The 19190-nt window shown below is 62.3% G+C and carries 12 protein-coding genes, 2 tRNA genes and 1 riboswitch; of the genes, 5 read left to right on the forward strand and 9 right to left on the reverse strand.

Annotated features, from left to right (window positions below):
• Positions 1-44: 44 nt before the first annotated feature.
• The 6 genes from ACLRGI_RS13490 to ACLRGI_RS13515 form a co-directional block, all read right to left on the reverse strand.
• A complete protein-coding gene (locus ACLRGI_RS13490; RefSeq protein ID WP_419202152.1) occupies positions 45-485 on the reverse strand; it encodes a hypothetical protein in 441 nt (146 codons plus the stop codon).
• 8 nt (positions 486-493) lie between these two features.
• A complete protein-coding gene (locus tag ACLRGI_RS13495; protein ID WP_419202153.1) occupies positions 494-1147 on the reverse strand; it encodes a bacterial proteasome activator family protein in 654 nt (217 codons plus the stop codon).
• Between the two features lie 91 nt (positions 1148-1238).
• A complete protein-coding gene (locus ACLRGI_RS13500; protein WP_419202154.1) occupies positions 1239-1430 on the reverse strand; it encodes a YbdD/YjiX family protein in 192 nt (63 codons plus the stop codon).
• Positions 1427-3700, reverse strand: a complete 2274-nt coding sequence (locus ACLRGI_RS13505; protein ID WP_419202155.1) for a carbon starvation CstA family protein — start codon at positions 3698-3700, stop codon at positions 1427-1429. The genes ACLRGI_RS13500 and ACLRGI_RS13505 overlap by 4 nt, the downstream gene beginning before the upstream one ends.
• Positions 3701-3847: 147 nt before the next feature.
• Entirely contained in the window at positions 3848-4396 is a 549-nt protein-coding gene (locus ACLRGI_RS13510) for a PadR family transcriptional regulator (protein ID WP_419202156.1), read from the reverse strand.
• A 47-nt stretch (positions 4397-4443) separates the two neighbouring features.
• Positions 4444-5427, reverse strand: a complete 984-nt coding sequence (locus tag ACLRGI_RS13515; protein WP_419202157.1) for an NAD(P)H-quinone oxidoreductase — start codon at positions 5425-5427, stop codon at positions 4444-4446.
• A gap of 101 nt (positions 5428-5528) precedes the next feature.
• On the opposite strand from ACLRGI_RS13515, the gene ACLRGI_RS13520 reads away from it, so the two are divergent.
• The 3 genes from ACLRGI_RS13520 (at position 5529) to ACLRGI_RS13530 (ending at position 11346) form a co-directional block, all read left to right on the forward strand.
• Positions 5529-5616: transfer RNA gene (locus ACLRGI_RS13520), tRNA-Ser, on the forward strand.
• A 224-nt stretch (positions 5617-5840) separates the two neighbouring features.
• On the forward strand, positions 5841-6638 hold the full coding sequence (locus ACLRGI_RS13525; RefSeq protein WP_419202158.1) for a VOC family protein: 798 nt from the start codon (positions 5841-5843) through the stop codon (positions 6636-6638).
• A 187-nt stretch (positions 6639-6825) separates the two neighbouring features.
• Positions 6826-11346, forward strand: a complete 4521-nt coding sequence (locus ACLRGI_RS13530) for an ExeM/NucH family extracellular endonuclease (protein WP_419202159.1) — start codon at positions 6826-6828, stop codon at positions 11344-11346.
• 102 nt (positions 11347-11448) lie between these two features.
• Here the strand turns inward: ACLRGI_RS13530 and cycA are convergent, their stop codons facing one another.
• Positions 11449-12915, reverse strand: coding sequence for a D-serine/D-alanine/glycine transporter (cycA, locus tag ACLRGI_RS13535; RefSeq protein ID WP_419202160.1), 1467 nt, complete (start codon positions 12913-12915; stop codon positions 11449-11451).
• Positions 12916-13067: 152 nt separating this feature from the next.
• Positions 13068-13166, reverse strand: a riboswitch (glycine riboswitch).
• A 74-nt stretch (positions 13167-13240) separates the two neighbouring features.
• Complete coding sequence (locus tag ACLRGI_RS13540) at positions 13241-15190, reverse strand: FAD/NAD(P)-binding protein (protein WP_419202161.1); 1950 nt, start codon at positions 15188-15190, stop codon at positions 13241-13243.
• 59 nt (positions 15191-15249) lie between these two features.
• Here ACLRGI_RS13540 and ACLRGI_RS13545 point away from each other — a divergent pair, with 59 nt between their 5' ends.
• Complete coding sequence (locus ACLRGI_RS13545; RefSeq protein ID WP_419202162.1) at positions 15250-17460, forward strand: prolyl oligopeptidase family serine peptidase; 2211 nt, start codon at positions 15250-15252, stop codon at positions 17458-17460.
• A gap of 65 nt (positions 17461-17525) precedes the next feature.
• A tRNA-Ser gene (locus tag ACLRGI_RS13550) sits at positions 17526-17613 on the forward strand.
• A gap of 38 nt (positions 17614-17651) precedes the next feature.
• Here the strand turns inward: ACLRGI_RS13550 and ACLRGI_RS13555 are convergent.
• A complete protein-coding gene (locus ACLRGI_RS13555; RefSeq protein ID WP_419202163.1) occupies positions 17652-19082 on the reverse strand; it encodes an MFS transporter in 1431 nt (476 codons plus the stop codon).
• Between the last annotated feature and the right edge of the window lie 108 nt (positions 19083-19190).

A 19190-nucleotide genomic window follows, 5' to 3' on the forward strand; every position in this document is an offset into this window, starting at 1 on the left:
CGCGCTGGTAGTTGCCAACGCGCGGCATTCATCGCCTCGCCGGCTCAGGCCCCTAGCTGGCGCTCCGCGTCGGCAACCTGCTCGAAGACGGATTCGGCCCGGCGCCGAACTGACAACGCGCCCACCGGAACGGGTCCCACGGCCAGCCTCAACATGGCCGCCGCTTCCGCCGTGGTGGCAAGGGAATTCCCCGCTTTGGACAGAGCCCGGTGCACTCCTGCAAGTCCTCCCGGGACATCCAAACCGTCGCTGGGAGACCTTTTCTGCGCCTCGACGCAGACGGTCCTTACCCGTGATGATAATTCGGCAAGTTCATTGGCTATCTGCACGAGTTCGTTATAGAGCTGCTCATCATCGACGCCCTCAAGGACCTGGTGGTAGCGGTCCAGTCCCCGGTGAAAACGGTCATGGGCACGCCGCCACAGCCCCTTTCCAAGCTCCAGATCATCCTTCCGCCCCTGCCGGACGGCCCCAAAGAAACCCACGGTCGAACTCAGAGGTACTGACCCGGACCGTGGTCGGGGTCTTCCCTGCGGCCCTGGGGAGCAGCGCCGGGAGCACCCGGGGCTGCGGCTCGCTGCGGTTGGCCGTTCTCGCCGATCACAATGCCCGGCGCGATGACAGTTCCAGGCGGGAGCTGGCGGAGTTGCATCTGGGCCGCAGCGTGCTCTTTGGCAGCCTGCTGTGCGGCAATCGCGGCCTGAATGCCATGGAACAGTCCCTCCAGCCAACCCACCAGCTGGGCCTGCGCGATGCGAAGCTCCGCATCGGAAGGCGCCTTCTCGTCAGGGAAAGGCAGACTGATTCGTTCCAGCTCCTCAATGAGTTCCGGAGCCAGCCCGTCTTCAAGTTCCTTGATGGAACGCTCATGAATCTCTGCAAGGCGACCGCGTGCAGCGTCATCCAAAGGCGCGGACTTCACCTCTTCCAGGAGCTGCCTGACCATGGTGCCGATCCTCATCACCTTGGCCGGCTCATCAACGAGTTCGTGGAGATTGCCGCCCTTGGGTTTGGCGTCCTTCGCCACCTCTTCCGCCAAAGGCTGCTGTACCTCGGGCTTCTCAAGGCCCTCGTCCAGCGTGGTTCCCTCCACGGGGGTGTCGTCCGAAGCCTCATCCGTGGGCTGAATGTTGTTCAGATCGCTCATTCGTTCATACTCTCACGTGCTTCATGCGAACCGTTGTCCAAGCTTTGGTTTTGGACTTCGTTCGTAGCGAAACTTCGTTGTGCATGCCGGCTCAGCAGCACCTTCCTTGGGGGTTGTTGTCCTGCCGGTCCATCCGGTCCCGCCAGAACTCGCGTTCAGTCATGGCGGGACCGGAATGGCCGGAAGCTTCAAAATGCTCAAGGTACTTCCGGTACGCATCCGCACCCATGAGCGAGCCCATGTAGGTGGCGAAGCCCCGAAGGCCCTTAAGGACGGTGCTCATGAGGGGTGGCCGGCCTTCTGTGTTCGTTTCTCAGCAGGCAGGGCGTTCCATTCTGCGAGCAAGGCCTTCTCTGCCGCCGTCGGGAACAACCCGGCCGGCGCGTACACCTTGGAAGGCACAGCCGCGTCTTCGTGGTCCTGGCCTCCGCCGGCGCGGATTGCCTTGATGGTTGCCAGTATGGCGGCGACGATCACGATGATGCTCAGGGTCACGAAGATCACCGAAAGCACCCCTTGGATCATGGTGTTGCGGACCACGGCTTCCATAGCTGCGACGGTCTTGGCCGTGCCAAACTCGGTCTTGCCGTCAGCCAGCGCCTTGGAGAACGCCTGGTTGTTGGCGAAGTAGCCCACTGCCGGGACCGGCGAGAAGATTTTGTGGAAGCTGGCGGTAATGGTCACGACGGCGGCGAAAGTCAGCGGAACTGCGACGATCCAGAGCCATTTGAATACTCCACGTTTGGCCGTGATGGCAAGGCAGACTGCCAGCGCAATGGCTGCCAACAGCTGGTTGGCAATGCCGAACAGCGGGAAGAGCGTGTTGATTCCACCCAATGGATCCGTGACACCCATCAGGAGCACGGCACCCCAGGCACCCACCATGATGGCGGTGCAGAGCCAAGCACCGGGCCGCCATGAGGCTTCCTTGAACTTGGGAACAAAGTTGCCGATGGAATCCTGCAGCATGAAGCGGGCAACACGGGTGCCCGCGTCCACTGCGGTAAGGATGAAAAGAGCCTCGAACATGATGGCGAAGTGGTACCAGAAAGCCATCATTCCCGGTCCGCCAATGAACTGCTGCATGATGTGCGCCAAACCGACTGCCAGCGTAGGAGCGCCACCGGAACGGGAAATGATGCTTTCCTCGCCGACGTCCTTCGCGGTCTGTGCCAGCACGTCGGGGGTGATGTTCACATTGGCCAGGCCAAGGCTGTTCACCCACTGCGCTGCAGATTCCACGGTGCCCCCGGTAAGCGCCAGAGGCGCGTTCATGGCGAAGTAGATACCGCGGTCGATCGAGATGGCAGCCAACAAGGCCATGATGGCCACGAAGGATTCCATCAACATTCCGCCGTAACCGATGAAGCGGGTCTGCCGCTCCTTCTCGATCAGCTTGGGCGTTGTTCCTGAGGAAATGAGTGCGTGGAACCCGGACAGGGCGCCACACGCGATGGTGACGAACAGGAACGGGAAGAGGGCGCCGGAGAACACTGGGCCGTTCTCCCGGCCGGCGAACTCGCTGAAGGCCGGGACGGTGATTTCCGGGCGCACTACGATGATGGCGACCGCCAGCATCACGATCACGCCGATCTTCATGAAGGTGGAGAGGTAATCGCGCGGAGCCAGGAGGAGCCAAACGGGCAGGATTGCGGCGATGAAACCGTAAATGATGATGCCCCAGGCAATGGTGACCTTGTCCAGGTGGAAGAATTCCGCACCCCACTCAGTACCGGCTACGGCGCCGCCACCAATGATGGCTGCCATCAGAAGCACGAAGCCGATGATGGATACCTCCATCACCTTGCCCGGGCGGATAAAGCGGAGGTAGACGCCCATGAACAAGGCGATGGGGATGGTCATGCCTACAGAGAACACGCCCCAGGGGCTCTCGCCGAGGGCGTTGACCACAACCAGGGCGAGGATTGCCACGATGATGATCATGATGAGCAGCGTGGCCACCAGGGCTGCCGTGCCGCCGATGACGCCGAGTTCCTCGCGTGCCATCTGGCCGAGCGAACGGCCACCGCGCCGCATGGAGAAGAACATCACCAGGTAGTCCTGGACGGCGCCTGCCAGAACGACGCCGATGATGATCCAGATAGTGCCGGGAAGATAACCCATCTGGGCCGCGATGACTGGTCCCACCAGCGGTCCGGCGCCGGCAATGGCGGCGAAGTGGTGGCCGAACAACACGTTCCTGTCAGTGCGGACGTAGTCCTTGCCATCGGCTTTGTATTCGGCAGGAGTAGCGCGGCGATCGTCCGGCTTGAGCAGGTAACGCTCAATGACTTTGGAGTAGAAGCGGTAGCCGATCAGGTAGGTGCACACGGCGGCAAAAACGAACCATATGGCGTTGACGGTTTCGCCGCGCACCAGTGCCAGCATGAACCACGCCACGGCTCCCAGGAGCGAAATGGCGATCCAGAGGCCGATCTTGGCCGGAGTCCACCGGCGATCCTCCGCTTCGCGAACGGCGTCGTCCACAGCCGGAGGAGGGAGCGAAGGATCCAGTTCTTCCACGAGTCCGGCCTGGTCAGGAATCTTGCCCATATCTCCTCCTTGAGAGCTGCTGCGCTGCCGTGGCACGGACGCGCGTCACGGGCAAGCTAGCAAGGAGGTTCCCCCGGGTATGGCGAAACTCACCGCAAGAACGAATCAACTGCGATGAACGGTAGCTATTGTGCGATGAACGGTTGCCTAACCACCAACCGGCCCGCCATTACCGCGCCCCTGAACCATGCGGGCCTCACAGAGATCCAACCAGCGAACTTCCGCTTCAGCCTGAAAAATCAGTGAATCGAGTACCAGGAGCCAGGCCGTGTCCGACGATCGTTGGTTGGCGGAGACCGCCTTTCTCGCCTGCGTGTGCTCCTGCAGGGCCTTGACCGAGACCTCGCGCTGGGACTGAATCACCGCTGACGTGTCCACGCCGGGAAGCGTCACCGCCATGGCCAACTTGATGGCGATTTCGTTCCGCGGCGGATTGCCGCGGTCCACTGCACCGGCGAACCAGGCCTCGACTTCCTCGGCCCCGGCGTCAGTAATGCTGTAAATGACGTGCCCGCCGCCGTCGTCGCCGTCTTTGCTGACTAAACCGTCGCGCTCAAGCCTGTCCAAAGTGGTGTAAACCTGGCCGATGTTCAACGGCCAGGCGGCACCTGTACGGTCCTCGAATTCGACACGTAACTCGTACCCGTACCGCGGCTGGTCCTGGAGCAGGGCCAGCAGGCTGTGCCGGATGGACATGTGGCTCCTCGCTGCAGTGGGACGGATGGACGCAGGCAGAACGGTGATCAGAGGAGCAGCAGGACCTTGCCCACGTGCTCACCGGAGTCAAAGTACTCGTGGGCCTGACTAACTTCCTCCAAGGGGAAGGACTTGGCGACGAGGGGCCTGATCCTGCCGTCGCTGAGCATGGGCCACACGAACTCGCGCACGGCGGACATGATGATTCCCTTCTCAGCGACCGATCGTGGCCGGAGGGCAGTTCCAATGACGGCTGCCCGTTTGCTGAGGAGCTGCCCCAAATTGATCTCGCCCTTTATTCCGCCTTGCAAACCGATGACGATGAGTCGTCCGTAATCGGCGAGCGCCTCGATGTTCTGTTGCAGGTATTTGGCACCCACGACGTCGAGGATCACGTCCGCGCCTTTGCCTCCGTTGTGCGCCTTGAGACTCTCAGCGAAGTCTTCTTCGGTGTAGTTGATGGCGATATCGGCGCCCAGGAAGGCTTTGGCGGTGCCGACTTTCTCGTCGGTACCGGCCGTGGTTGCCACCTTTGCCCCGTAGGCTTTGGCGAGCTGGATGGCCATGGTGCCGATGCCACCGGTGGCCCCGTGGATGAGTACAGTTTCACCGGGTTGCAGTTGTGCCGTCATGATCAGGTTCGAGTACACGGTGGCGGCAACTTCGGGCAAGGCGGCGGCTGTGATCAGATCTACGCCCTCGGGGATGCGGAGCACTTGCTCAGCCGGGACAGCCACCTGCTGGGCGTATCCACCGCCGGACAACAGTGCCACTACTTTGTCCCCTACGGAGAATGCTTTGGTGACGCCGGGGCCGAAAGCTGCAATGCGGCCGGAAACCTCAAGGCCGGGAACTTCCGATGCCCCTGGAGGTGGCGGGTAGAACCCGCGGCGCTGCTGGACATCGGCACGGTTCAAACCCGCGGCCACGACGTCGATCAGGACCTCGCCCTCGCCCGGCACCGGAGACGGGACCTCGCGGACGTCGAGGACTTCGGGCCCGCCCGGCTCTGAGATGTAGACGGCTTTCATGAAGAACTCCCGGTTTCTTGCTTGTCCTCCAACCCCGGGGCAGGGGCTGGAATACGTGATGTTTTGGAACAGCGAACTCCCTATGAAACACTACTAGGCGAGGAAGGTTGTCCGAGCGGCCTAAGGAGCTGGTCTTGAAAACCAGTGTGCGGTAACCCCGCACCAAGGGTTCAAATCCCTTACCTTCCGCACATGAGATGCCCCGGGTTCAAAAACCCGGGGCATTTTTGTGTCCACGGGCTTGTCTCTTGGGTGCATTCCAGCGCCGTGTCCTCGGAAGCTTCCCGGAACTGAGAACTGACACCCGGAAGATCATTGAAAGTGTCAGAGGCCCCGCATAGTGTTCTTTCTGTCTCCACCCCTCTGACACCAGCCGCACCTTTGGCCGCGGAATAACTACAGGAGCCTGACCTATGCCCAAGCCTGACATCACACCCGGCTCCCCTTGCTGGATAGACCTCGTAACGTCCGACACGGAGAAGGCCAAGGCCTTTTACACGGCACTTTTTGGCTGGACGTATGAAACCGGAGACCAGGAAAAGTATGGCGGGTACATCACGGCGTCCAAGGACGGCCGGATGGTTGCGGGCATCATGGCGAAGCAGGCGGACATGGGCGCCATGCCGGACGTTTGGTCCACCTACCTGCGCACCGATGACATCAAGGCCACTACCGAGGCCGCTGCCGCCAACGGCGGCCAGGTGCTCCTGGAACCTATGGAGGTCCCGGAGCAAGGCAGCATGGCCATGTACGGGGATGCCTCCGGTGCCGCTATCGGCGCTTGGCAGTTCGGTGAAATGAAGGGCTACGAAGTCGCCGCGGAGGCCGGGGCTCCCGCATGGCATGAACTTCTGGCCAAGGACTACCAGGTCGCTGTCACCTTCTACCAGAGGGTCTTCGGCTGGGATACGGAGGTCATGAGTGATTCTCCTGAATTCCGTTACACAACCCTTGTCGCCGGTGACGACGCCAAGGCAGGCATCATGGACGCCTCAGCCTTCCTGCCGGAACAGGTTCCCTCCATGTGGAGCGTGTACTTTGCAGTGGAAGACACTGATGCCGCCGTGGAGCAAGCCGCGGCCCTCGGTGCCACGGTTATGCAACCCGCAGAGGACACACCCTTCGGGCGGTTGGCAACGCTGTCGGACCCCACGGGAGCCGTCTTCAAGGTGATCCAGGACTTGGGGCAGACCACCCGGTCGGCGGACTAGTGGACCGTCGTACGCCCCCTCATTGTTGACCGAGAGTCAACCCTCTATTCATCCGTTCGTGTTCAGCTAGGCCCGAGGCAGCTTTACCCGGGAGTAACTTCCGGCACCCGCCCACTTCACAAGACAGTGGGCGCCATTCATGGAGCTCTAAAGGGCTCACTGATGAAAGTTCGAACGGATGAAATTTATGCATTGGAAATCCTTGGCGGGCACTGTCCTGTCGGCTGGGCTAATCACCGCCCCGCTGACGGCAGTGCCGGCCGTTGCAGCTGATGAGCCCGCCGTCGGCCCTTCGCCGGTAGTGATCAACGAGGCCTATCTCAGTGGCGGAAGCAGCGGTGCCGCTTTCAAGAACAAGTTCGTGGAGCTCTACAATTCCTCGGACGCAGCAGTCAGCCTGTCGGGCTGGTCGCTGCAGTACCGGTCCGCCACGGCCACGGCAGCGCCCACAGGGATCACTCCCCTGACCGGCAGCATTCCCGCGAAGGGATACTTCCTGGTCCAGGGTGCCACCAACAGCGCCACGTCCACGGCACCGGCACTTCCCACGGCCGATGTTCAGGCAACAGGCACGTTGAACCCCAGCGGAACCGCTGGAACCCTGGTCCTGGCCAAGCAGGCAACTGCCGTTTCTCCACTTCCGGCAGGATCAGTGACGGGCAATGCATCCATCGCTGACCTTCTTGGCTACGGCGCCTCCAACACTTTCGAAACGGCTGCGGCTACTGCTCCCACCAGCAATGCGGACGTCAAGAGCCTGAACCGCGCCACCGGTGCCGATACAGATTCCAACGCCGCTGACTTCAACCTCAGCGACACCATCACGCCCACCGCCTCCAACGGTGGCGGAACTCCTCCCGTGGATCCCCAGCCCGAGCCCGGCGTCAAGGCCATTGCCGAGATCCAGGGAACCGGTACGGCAAGTCCGTTTGTGGGCAGCATTGTGACCACCAGCGGCAAGGTCACCGCTGTCTACGCTACCGGCGGCTTCAACGGCTATTACGTCCAGACCGCCGGAACCGGCGGCGAAAGCGCGGGGGCGGCAAGGACGGCGTCGGACGCTTTGTTCGTCTACTCGCCCGCGACGACGGCGACAGTCCAGCCGGGCGACTACGTGCAACTGACCGGTGTGGTCAGCGAGTTCGCCAGCCAAACCCAGCTCACTGTTGAGGCGGCAGGCTTGAAGAAGCTCGCCGAGGCGGCACCGGAGGTAAAGTCCACGCCGTTCACGATGCCGGCCAATGAGGCTGCACGGGAAAGCCTGGAGGGCATGCTCCTGGCGCCCCAAGGTGACTTCACGGTCACGGACAATTACTCCCTGAACCAGTACGGCGAAATCGGCCTCGCGGCGGGTACGTCCCCGTTGGTGCAGCCGACGGCGGTAGCCACTTTCGGTTCGCCGGAGCATGCCGCTGTGGTGGCGGACAACGCTTTGCGCGCTATCAAGCTCGACGACGGCGCGTCCACCAACTTCCTCAAGGACGCCACCACCAAAGCCCAGCAGCTGCCGTATCTGACCACATCGGATCCCGTACGAGTTGGCTCTCCGGCGCAGTTCCGCACCGACGTCATCCTGGGCTACGGCAACAACTCCTGGAAGTTCCAGCCCCTTACCGCCCTCACTGCGGCCAATGCGGAGACGGCCCAGCCGGCAAGCTTTACAGCGACCCGGCCCGATGGTCCCGCTGATGTAGGAGGCAACCTCAAGCTGACTTCCTTTAACGTACTGAACTACTTCCCCACCACAGGTGACCAGCTGACCGGTTGCGTCTTCTACACCGACCGCGACGGCAACCCCATCACGGTCAAGGAAGGCTGCAACGCCCGCGGTGCTGCCAATGCCGAGAACTTCGAGCGCCAGCAGACCAAGATCGTCGCCGCCATCACCAAGTCCGGCGCCGACGTCGTATCCCTCGAAGAGATCGAAAACTCGGCGCAGTTCGGTAAGAACCGTGACGACGCCCTGTCCAAACTGGTGGACGCCCTCAACGTCAAGACCCCAGGGGTTTGGGACTATGTGCGCACACCAGCCAACGCTCCCCCGCTGAGCGACGAGGACATGATCCGCACCGCATTCATCTTCAAGAAGGCAGTGGCCGAGCCTGTGGGCGAGTCCATCATCCACAACGACACTGTGGCCTTCGCCAGTGCCCGAAAGCCCCTGGCACAGGTCTTCAAGCCGGTTGGTGCAGACGACGACAAAAAGTTCATCGCAATCGTGAACCACTTCAAGTCCAAGGGCTCCGCCGCCACGCCGGATGACACGGACAAGGGCCAGGGTGCCTCAAACATTGCCCGCACAAAGCAGGCTGAATCCCTGCTCGCCTTCTCCCAGGACCTCCAAGCCTCCAAAGGCACGGACAAGGTGTTCCTGATCGGCGACTTCAACGCCTATGCCAAAGAAGATCCCATCAACGCCCTCACCGGGGCGGGGTACACCGACCTCGATGTGGGTACAGGCAAGCACTCGTACCTCTTCGGCGGCATGGTGGGTTCCCTGGACCACATCCTGGCTTCCCCGGCCGCCCACAAGGTGGTCACCGGAACCGACATCTGGAACGTCAACTCTGTGGAGTCCGTCGCACTGGAATACAGCAGGTATAACAACAATGTGACCAACTACTATGCCGGGGATGAGTTCCGGGCCAGCGACCACGATCCCGTGGTGGTGGGCCTGAACCTGGCTGCTGACCAGCCTGCAACCGTTGACCTGCAATTTTTGGCTATCAACGACTTCCACGGCCGGATCGACTCCAACACAGTCCTCTTCGCCGGAACGGTTGAGAAGCTCCGCGCGGCTGCTGCCCCCGGCGCTACGGCCTTCATCGCTGCCGGTGACAACATCGGCGCCTCCCTCTTCGCTTCTTCGGTAGCGAAGGACCAGCCCACCATTGACGTCTTGAATGCTCTTGAATTGCAGGCTTCCGCTGTGGGCAACCACGAGTTCGACGGCGGTTGGGCAGACCTGCGGGATCGCGTCATTGCTGGAGGTACCAACGCGAAGTTCGCCTACCTCGGTGCGAACGTCTATCAGAAGGGCACCACCACTCCTGTGCTGCCGGAGTACAAGGTCCTGGACATGAACGGCATGCGGGTGGCCGTAATTGGAACTGTCACCCAGGAAGTACCTTCCTTGGTAACGCCGGCAGGGATCGCGGACCTGGAGTTCGGCGATCCCGTGGAAGCCATCAACCGGGTTGCCGCAAAGATCAAGGCTGAAAACCTGGCGGACCTCATCATCGTCGAAAACCACGACGGCGCTGCTTCCGGAACGCCGGAGGGAGCAACCTTGAAGCAGGAAGTTGCCGCCGGCGGCCCGTTCGCCAAGCTGGTCAACGAAACTACCCCGGATGTAGCCGCAATCTTCACCGGACACACGCACAAGGAATATGCCTGGGACGCCCCGGTACTGGATGCTAACGGCCAGCCGACCGGCAAGACCCGCCCCATTGTGCAGACCGGCAATTATGGCGAGAACGTGGGCAGCGTGACCCTCACAGTGGACACCGCAAGCAAATCGGTGACTGCTTACAAGGCCGCCATCGTGGACCGGACCACCGACACCGCTGAAAGCCTCGTCGCTGCGTACCCTCGTGTGGCGGCTGTGAAGACCATCGTGGACAAGGCCCTCGCCGAGGCTGCCGTCATCGGCAGCCAGCCGGTGGGCGCGGTGACCGCTGATATCACCACTGCCTTCACCCCGGATACTGCCGGCGGCGCCCCCAAGCGGGACGATCGCGCCAGCGAATCCACGCTCGGCAACCTGGTGGCGGACTCCCTGGTGGACACGCTCAAGGCGCCCGAACTGGGTGCGGCGGAGATCGGCGTCGTGAACCCGGGCGGTCTGCGTAATGAGCTGTACTACGCGCCGGACGGGACCATCACCTACGCTGAGGCCAACGCGGTCCTGCCGTTCGTCAACAACCTCTGGACCACCTCCCTCACCGGTGCGCAATTCAAGACGCTCTTGGAGCAGCAGTGGCAAACCAACGCCGACGGGACCATTCCCAGCCGCCCCTACCAGCAGCTGGGCGTATCCAAGAACGTCAACTACACCTACGACGCCGCCCGCCCCGCAGGTGACCGTGTCACCGGCATCTGGGTCAACGGCGCTGTGATCGATCCTGCCAAGCAGTACAGGATCGGAACGTTCAGCTTCCTGGCCACCGGCGGTGACAACTTCCGGGTCTTCAAGGAGGGCACCAACACCAAGGACACAGGCTTGGTGGACCGCGATGCGTGGATCCAGTACCTGCGCGAACACAACCCGGTGTCCCCGGACTTCGCACGCCGTTCAACTGCCGTGGTGAACACCACCGCAGCTGAGGTGAAGGCCGGAGACTCCATCGCCTTGGCCATCTCCAAGCTGAACCTCACCTCGATCGGCAGCCCCGCCAACGCAACGCTGAACGCTGAGTTCGTTGACGCCAAGGGCGCGGCAGTGGCACTCGGTGCAGTCCCGGTGACAGCGGGAGCCGCCACAGCGGACCTTAAGGTTCCCGCAGCGGCCGCTGCAGGAACCGGCACAGTGGTGCTCACCGCCGTCGAGAGTGGAACGGTGGTGAAGGCACTGGTGAAGGTGGCTGAGAGCGGACCGAACCCGCCGCAGTGCACCGCACCTACCAAGCCGGGCAAGTGGTACGACGTCGCCGGATGGCTCCGGTATGCCTTTGCCTGGTTGGAATATCAGAGGTGCCTGAGGGGCTGACCGCCCCCGACCTACATGGCCTGAACGCCAGCAGCGGGGCCCCTCACGATCTTCTTCGTGAGGGGCCCCGCTGTGTGTTCCATAACCTCTTGGGCTGCGTGTTTACTTGTTCGCCGGCTCCGGTTCCCGAACCCTGTCAGCATCCCGCTGGAGTTCAGCCTTGAACTCTTCATAACGGGTCAGGTGCGCTGGTCGGCGGCGAAGTATCAACCAGGCGACCCCCAGAATGACGAACCACACCGGCGTGGCCAGCAGGGCGGCGAGCGTGTCCGGCTGCGTTGTGAGCGCCCAGAGGACGAAGGCGAAGAACGCGAACACCACCCACACCATGACCACTCCACCCGGCATTTTGAACGCCGAAGATTCGTGCAGGTGGGGTCGACGCTTCCGGAAGGCCAGGTAGCTGGCCAGAATGATGGACCACACAAAGACAAAGCAGACAGCGGACACCGTGGTGACCATGTCGAACGCCTTGCCGATGTCCGAGCCTGCATACATGAGGACGACGCCGGACAGCAGAAGGACGCAGGAAAGGAACAGGGCGTTGCGGGGTACTTTGCGTCCGGAGAGCGCGCCGAACACCTTGGGCGCATCGCCCTCCTGTGCCAGTCCGAACACCATGCGCGACGTGGAGTAGATGCCCGAGTTTGCCGACGACATAGCCGAAGTCAGCACCACGAGGTTCACGATGGTAGCCGCTGCACCAAGACCGGCCAGGGAGAACATGGCGATGAAAGGGCTGTGTCCGGCAGCGAACTGAGTCCACGGGGTAACGGACATGAGGATGATCAGCGCACCGACGTAGAAGAGCAGCACACGGATGGGAATGGAGTTGATGGCCTTGGGCAGGTTCTTTTCGGGGTCCTTGGCCTCGGCCGCCGTGGTGCCAACGAGCTCGATGCCTACGAATGCGAAGACGGCGATCTGGAAGCCGGCTACAAAGCCCATGAATTCATTCGGGAAGAAGCCGCCGTGGCTCCAGAGGTTGGAGAAGGTGGCCGGGCCGGCGTCGGATTGGAAGCCGCTGAAAATCATGAACAAGCCCACGATGATAAGCGCTGCGATGGCCACAATCTTGATGAGGGCGAACCAGAACTCAGTCTCACCGAACGCTTTGACGGTGGCGAGGTTCAGGAGCAGCAGGATGCCGATGGTGATCAGTCCCGGCACCCAGAGCGGCAGGGACGGCCAAAGTTCCTGCGAGTATCCGGCGATGGCGATCACGTCCGCGATCCCGGTGATGACCCAGCAAAACCAATACGTCCAGCCGGTGAAGAAGCCCGCCCACGGCCCCAGCAGGTCGGCCGCGAAGTCGCTGAAGGACTTGTAGTTGAGGTTGCTCAGCAGCAGTTCGCCCATGGCACGCATGACGAAGAAGAGCATGAATCCGATGATCATGTACACGAAGATGACGGACGGACCGGCAGCAGAAATGGTCTTGCCGGAGCCCATGAAGAGGCCTGTGCCAATGGCTCCGCCGATGGCTATGAGCTGGATGTGGCGGTTGCTGAGCTGTCGCTCCAGGTGGGGTGAATCGGGACCAGTGGAAGGCGGGCGCTGAATCGTCAAAGGAACTCCATCGTTCAGGCGGCACAGGGTGCCACGTTGATTCGGGTTCCTCCCCGCTCTGTACGTGGACCTGAGAGTTTCCGCCTTCCTGCAGGGCAGGAAGGCTTGCACCTTCGGTGAGCCCGGGTGACCGGACTGCTTTCCAGAGTTGCCTCGCCGCGGCGGTACATGGGCCTGAGAGATTCCTGGGGAGGGTTTGCTCCTACGGCGCCTGACGGGATGTACCGGCAGGACTCTCCCGCCGCGGATCAAAAGCGCGCACCACCAATTCGGTGATGCAGCTCACACCATAGTCAAGCGTGAGCGCGCCCGCAAGCCCATGTCACTAACGCCCCAGAATGCTACGCGCAATCTCATCGGCATCGCGAAGGGTGCGTTGGCCGCTCGCATAGGCCGGTCCGGTGCGCGGCCTCGCTTCCGCGGCGATGGCTGTCCCCCACTGCGATGCTGAGAGTTGGAGGCCCAGGACGTACAGGTTCCCGGTGATGGACCCGTTGGCCGCCAGCGGCCTGTAAGGATGCGGTTCCACGTCCAGGCCTGTGGTCTGCATGGGAGTGCCCTCAACGCTCATCATGATCTTGGTGCGCACCAGCCCGTCGGCCATGAGTTGCTCCAGCAGGGGCGAGAGGTTGATGCCCACTCTGTTTGCCGGAGACATCGCCTCGATCAGGGTCCGCGCTTCAACCGGAGCATCGTGTACCCACGGCGACACCGCCCGAAACACCTTGGCGCTCCGGTCCACGCTGAACTTCGGGTCCGGTCCAACGAAACTTACGACGCCGGCACGCGCCAAAGCGGCCAGCTGCTCCGACCGCAGGGCAGGGGCACCACTGGCCAAACCTTCGACAAATGATTCGAACCAGCCGCGCAACCCCGCCAGCCAGGATTCGTCGGTGATTCCGCCATCCGCCACTACGGACTTCAGGATCGCCCGGCCGGTATGGAGGGCACCGATGGCCATCTTGACGGGGTCAGCTTCACCCAGCGCAGATCGTCGGGCATCGTCATCGAGGTAGGCCGTGATGACGGCATCCAGTTCACCCCTGGAGGCGAACGTCCGGCCAGCGAGCGGCGCTGCGAGCCCCCTCAAATTCAGCCGGCGGGAGGTAACGACGTGTTTTTCCACGACATTTCCCACCTCGATTTCCCAGTTCGCAGTGGTGTGCGCGTGTGGCTGGAGCGCATCCTCAAGGTCGGCCAGAAACTGTGCGGGGTCCTTGATCGCGGCGGGCTGGGATCGGGCAAGCGTTGAGTAATAGGCCCAAAGCGCATCCCGGTGAAGCAACGGCCAGAGGTCATGATCGAACCCCGGCTGGATACCGGCCGCACGGAACCGATCCACGGCATCTTCTGTCAGGTAACGCATAGTGATGCTGCTCGGGTAATAGCCTGCCAGCCCGGCCTTGGCGCGATACGGCGTGCCCCTGCGGGAGGCAGCAATGATCTTGGGCTCCCTGCCCGAAGCGCGGTACTCGAGGACCCCTGCGCCCGGAGAACCACCCTCCACGAACTTGCCGCCGCGCCCCTCCGTCAATTGGCCCATGACGTCAAAAAAGTTCAGACCCATTCCGCGTACCAGGACAGGCTCATTGTCCGGCACTGCCTGCCAATCAACGTCGGCGGGCGGCGCGGGCGGGAAATACGTCAGTCCCTGTTCCTCCGCGGCGCTCTTGAAAGACCGCTGCTCGGGATTCAGTCGGGACCCGATGTGACCCAGCGCGAGGACCACGGAACCGACCGTGAGCGTCTCACCGTTGTCGAGTTCGACGTCGAACCCGTCCTTCCCTTCGTGTTTCACAGGGCGGGCCGCAACAGCGAGCGCCTCATGAAAGGTGACCTCGACGCCGTCGGGCAGTTGTCCCAGCAACGCCTTTAAGGTCTGGCGAAGGTACCGCCCGTACAGCGCGCGGCTGGGGAAGTCGTGCGATTCGAGCGTGGCCAACTCTGCCTTTTCGGCGTCGTTCAGTCCTTGGCCATCACGACGCCGGGCCTCCCGCCACTGATCGAACGAGGTGCCCGTGAGCGGAGGTGCGAGCTCGGGGTCCTCGGGGATGAGGGTGGGATAGAACGATTGGGTGTTCATCAAGTACAGGCGCGACTGCTCCGGTTGCCACACATGCCCCGAACCGGCCGGGTAAGGGTCCACGACATCAACGCGAAGAGTGCTGCCTTCCGGGGTTTCCGCAGCCCAATTCGCGAGCAACCTCTCGAGGACACTGGTGCCCCTGGGACCGGCCCCGACCAGGGCAACACGGTTGCTTTGCGATTTAGCCACGCTCAAGCCTAACTTCCTATGACTTGCTTACCGTTGAATAGTGTTGTTTGGATGGGGCCATGACCACCACAGAAGCTGATCAGTCGCCACTTTCCGAGAATGAGACCGCGCCGGCCCCCGGCCCGCGCCACGCAGCGGACGTCGCGCCTGAACCCACGGATGAGAACGTTTGGCTGGAAGACATCCACGGCGAAGAGCAGCTGGCGTGGGTCCGCGAGCAGAACGCCCGCACCGAGGAACTGCTGGAGGACGCCGAATACGCGGCGGTTGAGGCAGGAATCCTGGAGGTCCTCGACTCCACAGACCGCATCGCCATGGTCTCCAAACGCGGCGATTTCTACTACAACTTCTGGAAAGACCAGGAACACCCCAAGGGACTGTGGCGCCGCACTACGTGGGAGAGCTATCTCACTGAGGAACCCGAGTGGGACGTCCTGCTGGATATTGATGCCCTTGCCGCTGCCGAAGGTGTCGAGTGGGTCTTCCATGGAGCCGGTTTCCTCCGACCGGCCGAAGGCTCCGAGTACCGGCTGGCCATGGTCTCGCTCTCCCCTGACGGTGGTGACGCTAACCGCCACCGCGAGTTCGACGTCGAATCCCGCACCTTCGTGGAGGGTGGCTTTGACCTGCCGACGGCAAAGGGCAATGTCAGTTGGCTGGACGCCGACACTTTGCTCGTCTCCAGTACTGCCGACGGGCTTCCCGCAACGACGTCCTCCTATGCCCGAACCGGTGTGAAGCTTCGTCGCGGCCAGTCCCTGGCCCATGCTGAGCGGCTCTTCGAAATCCCGGAGGACCACATGCTGGCCATGGTGGCCCACGATTCAACCCCGGGCTATGAGCGGACGTTCGCCGTGGACTACATCGACTTCTACAACCGGAGAACCTCGCTGTTGCGAGGCGACTCCTGGCTGGTCATCGACGTTCCCACCGATGTGAACATCAGCGCCCATCGGGACTGGCTGCTGTTCCGTCCTCAGAAGGACTGGGAGGTGGCCGGTGTCCTCTACCCTGCCGGTTCCTTGCTGGCTGCCGGCTTCGAGTCTTATCTGGCGGGTTCCCGTTCATTGCTGGTCCTGTTCACTCCGGATGCCCACACATCCCTGCAGTCCTGGAGTTGGACCAAGGACTACCTCCTGCTGAACCTTCTGCGTGATGTGTCCTCCGAAATCCGCGTGTTGGATCCGTCCCGTCCCGATTCCGGGGGCGGCTGGGCTTCCACCGTCCTGGACACCTGCCCTCCGCTGCATGACGTCAATGCCTACGCTGTGGATGACGAAGACACGGGCGCTGAAGGCAACGACTTCTGGCTGGTGGCCACCGGCTTCACCACGCCCACAACGTTGACGAGGGGGACGCTCGTTGATGGTGTGGCGAGCCGGCACGCCCAAGTGAAGCGGTCGCCGTCGTTCTTCAACGACGCCGAATATAAGGTGGAGCAGCACTTTGCGGTTTCTGACGATGGGACCAAGGTTCCCTACTTCCAGGTCGCATCGAAGGATCTTGTGCTGGATGGGCAAAACCCCACCCAGCTGTCCGGTTATGGCGGGTTCGAAATTTCGCGGACTCCGGCGTACAGCGGAACTATTGGCCGGGCCTGGCTTGAGCGCCGCACCACGGGCGCATCCTCCGACGACGGTGCTGCCGCGCACTCACGCGGTGGCGTCTACGTTGTAGCCAACATCCGTGGCGGCGGCGAGTACGGTCCCTCCTGGCACCGTGCGGCGCTCCAGGAAAACCGGCACCGCGCCTACGAGGACTTCGCCGCCGTGGCGAAGGACCTCATCTCGCGAGGCGTCACCAGCCGGCGTCGGCTCGGTTGCGTGGGCGGCTCCAACGGTGGCCTCCTGGTGGGCAACATGCTGACCCAGTACCCGGAACTGTTCGGGGCTGTCTCCTGCGGGGTGCCGCTGCTGGATATGCGCCGCTACACCAAGCTCTCCGCCGGATACTCGTGGATCGCAGAATATGGTGACCCTGATGTCCCGGCGCAATGGGAGTTCATCCGCACCTTCTCGCCATACCACTTGCTTCACGACGGTGTGGAATATCCGGAGACTTTCATCTGGACTGCCACCTCCGATGATCGTGTGGGACCTGTCCAAGCCCGCAAAATGGCGGCGCGCATGCAGGCCATGGGCATCCCGAACGTCTGGTTCCACGAAGCCTTGGAAGGTGGCCACGCCGGCGCATCAGACAACCGGCAGTCGGCGGCGTTGCAGGCTCGGAGCAATCACTTCCTGTGGCGTTCGCTGGCCGGAAGCAACTGAAACTCCGTCTGTTTTGCGCTGGACGGCACGTTCTGCGTATCCTTGGTGGGCTAGCAATAGCAAAGGGAGACGTGCCAGAGCGGCCGAATGGGCTTCACTGCTAATGAAGTGTGGGGCACAACTCCACCGGGGGTTCAAATCCCCCCGTCTCCGCGAATTGGTCCCGGTTTTCGAACCGGGACCTTTTGCGTTTAAGCCCGCTTCGCTCCGCCGCTGACTTCAGCTCCCGCGTGACGGTGGAGGGTGAGGCTGTCCACTGTGCTGATCAGCATCAAAACGGCCATGGCCAGGAAGGCACCCTTGTAGGCAACCACCTGGTCCGCACCCAACACATCGGTGGTCTCAAACAGGCGCAGGAACAAGGCTCCCACCGCAATACCGGCTGCTGCCGCCAATTGAACCAGCGTTGCCGAGATTGCGTTGGCAGAGGGCAACTGCCCCGGGACGATGTCCGCATACTGTACAGAGGCGTACGCGGAGAAACCGATGGAACGGAAAGCACCGCTGAACAGCAGCAAGGCAAAGATCAGCGGCTCTGGTGTCCGGGCATCCAGGAAAGCGCACAGCGCGAATGTCACGGCTGAAGCAAACGATGCAAAGACAAGCACGGGCTTGAACCCAAAGCGCCTTATCAGGGGCGTGGTGGCCGGCTTGATTCCGATGTTGCCCACAAACACTGCCGCGACCATCACGCCGGCCTTCAGGGGATCCCACCCAAAGCCGTCCTGGAACATCAACGGCAGCAGGAAAGGGACCGAGCTGATGGTCAGCCGGTAAATGAAACCACCGGTGGAAGTTGCCCTGAAAGTCCTGGTGCCAAAGACACTGAGATTGAACAGTGGAACCCGGGCTTTCCTCATCCACCACACGGCACCCGCCAAGGACAGCAGGCCGGCAGCAACCACCGCCACGGCCAGCACGTTGGACGCGTGGCCTCCCAACGTCTCCAGGCCGACCACAAGGGCGCCCACGCCCAGTGTTGTGAGCAGCAGCCCGAACCAGTCGAGCCGGCGCTTGGCATCAAACTGTGTTCGCGGCACCAGCCTGAGTGCGGCAATGAAGGCGGCCAGGCCCAGAGGTACGTTGATGATGAAGATCCAGTGCCATGACAGGAAGGTGGTGAGGGCACCGCCCACCATCGGGGCCAAGACCGGAGCCAACAGGCCAGGCCATACGAGGTACGCGGTGGCGCGGAGAAGCTCGGACTTGGGGGTTCCCCTGAGCACCACCAGTGTGCCCACGGGAACCATCATTGCTCCGCCCATGCCTTGGGCCACGCGGCTGAGCGTCAGCATGGTCAGGTCCGTGCTGACAGCGCAGAGCAGGGAGGCAATGGTGAACACCGAGATCGCCAGGCAGAAGATCCGGCGGGCACCGAAGCGCTCGGCAAGCCAACTGCTCAACGGAATGCCCATCGCCACCGTCACCAGATACGCGGTCATGGTGATGTTGATATCTGCCGGGGCCACCTGGAAGTCAGAGGCGATGCTGGGAATGGCGGTGGTGAGGATGGTCCCATCGAGGAACTCCATGAAGAACGTTGCCGCCACCAACAAGGCCAGACGGGGCCGCCAACTGGTTTCGCCGGCTGCTTCGAGGTCCGTGGTGGGTTTTGTGCTCATGGCTTCGGTCCAAGTTCTCCGCTGGTGGCCTGCGACAGGAATGCAGGCGTGTTTGCTCGATCCTATAGACGCAGGGTGGGAGCGATCACAACATGACGAAGTTCTACC

Source organism: Paenarthrobacter sp. PPS72 (genome assembly GCF_048537125.1).
GTDB lineage: Bacteria > Actinomycetota > Actinomycetes > Actinomycetales > Micrococcaceae > Arthrobacter > Arthrobacter nitroguajacolicus_E.

What these genes read in the sequence shown, in the direction of transcription:
- ACLRGI_RS13525 (WP_419202158.1), top strand. Translation starts at nt 5,841, where the DNA reads ATGCCCAAGCCTGACATCACACCCGGCTCCCCTTGCTGGATAGACCTC.
- ACLRGI_RS13500 (WP_419202154.1), bottom strand. Translation starts at nt 1,430, where the DNA reads ATGAGCACCGTCCTTAAGGGCCTTCGGGGCTTCGCCACCTACATGGGC.
- ACLRGI_RS13545 (WP_419202162.1), top strand. Translation starts at nt 15,250, where the DNA reads ATGACCACCACAGAAGCTGATCAGTCGCCACTTTCCGAGAATGAGACC.
- ACLRGI_RS13510 (WP_419202156.1), bottom strand. Translation starts at nt 4,396, where the DNA reads ATGTCCATCCGGCACAGCCTGCTGGCCCTGCTCCAGGACCAGCCGCGG.
- ACLRGI_RS13495 (WP_419202153.1), bottom strand. Translation starts at nt 1,147, where the DNA reads ATGAGCGATCTGAACAACATTCAGCCCACGGATGAGGCTTCGGACGAC.
- ACLRGI_RS13530 (WP_419202159.1), top strand. Translation starts at nt 6,826, where the DNA reads ATGCATTGGAAATCCTTGGCGGGCACTGTCCTGTCGGCTGGGCTAATC.
- ACLRGI_RS13515 (WP_419202157.1), bottom strand. Translation starts at nt 5,427, where the DNA reads ATGAAAGCCGTCTACATCTCAGAGCCGGGCGGGCCCGAAGTCCTCGAC.
- ACLRGI_RS13555 (WP_419202163.1), bottom strand. Translation starts at nt 19,082, where the DNA reads ATGAGCACAAAACCCACCACGGACCTCGAAGCAGCCGGCGAAACCAGT.
- ACLRGI_RS13505 (WP_419202155.1), bottom strand. Translation starts at nt 3,700, where the DNA reads ATGGGCAAGATTCCTGACCAGGCCGGACTCGTGGAAGAACTGGATCCT.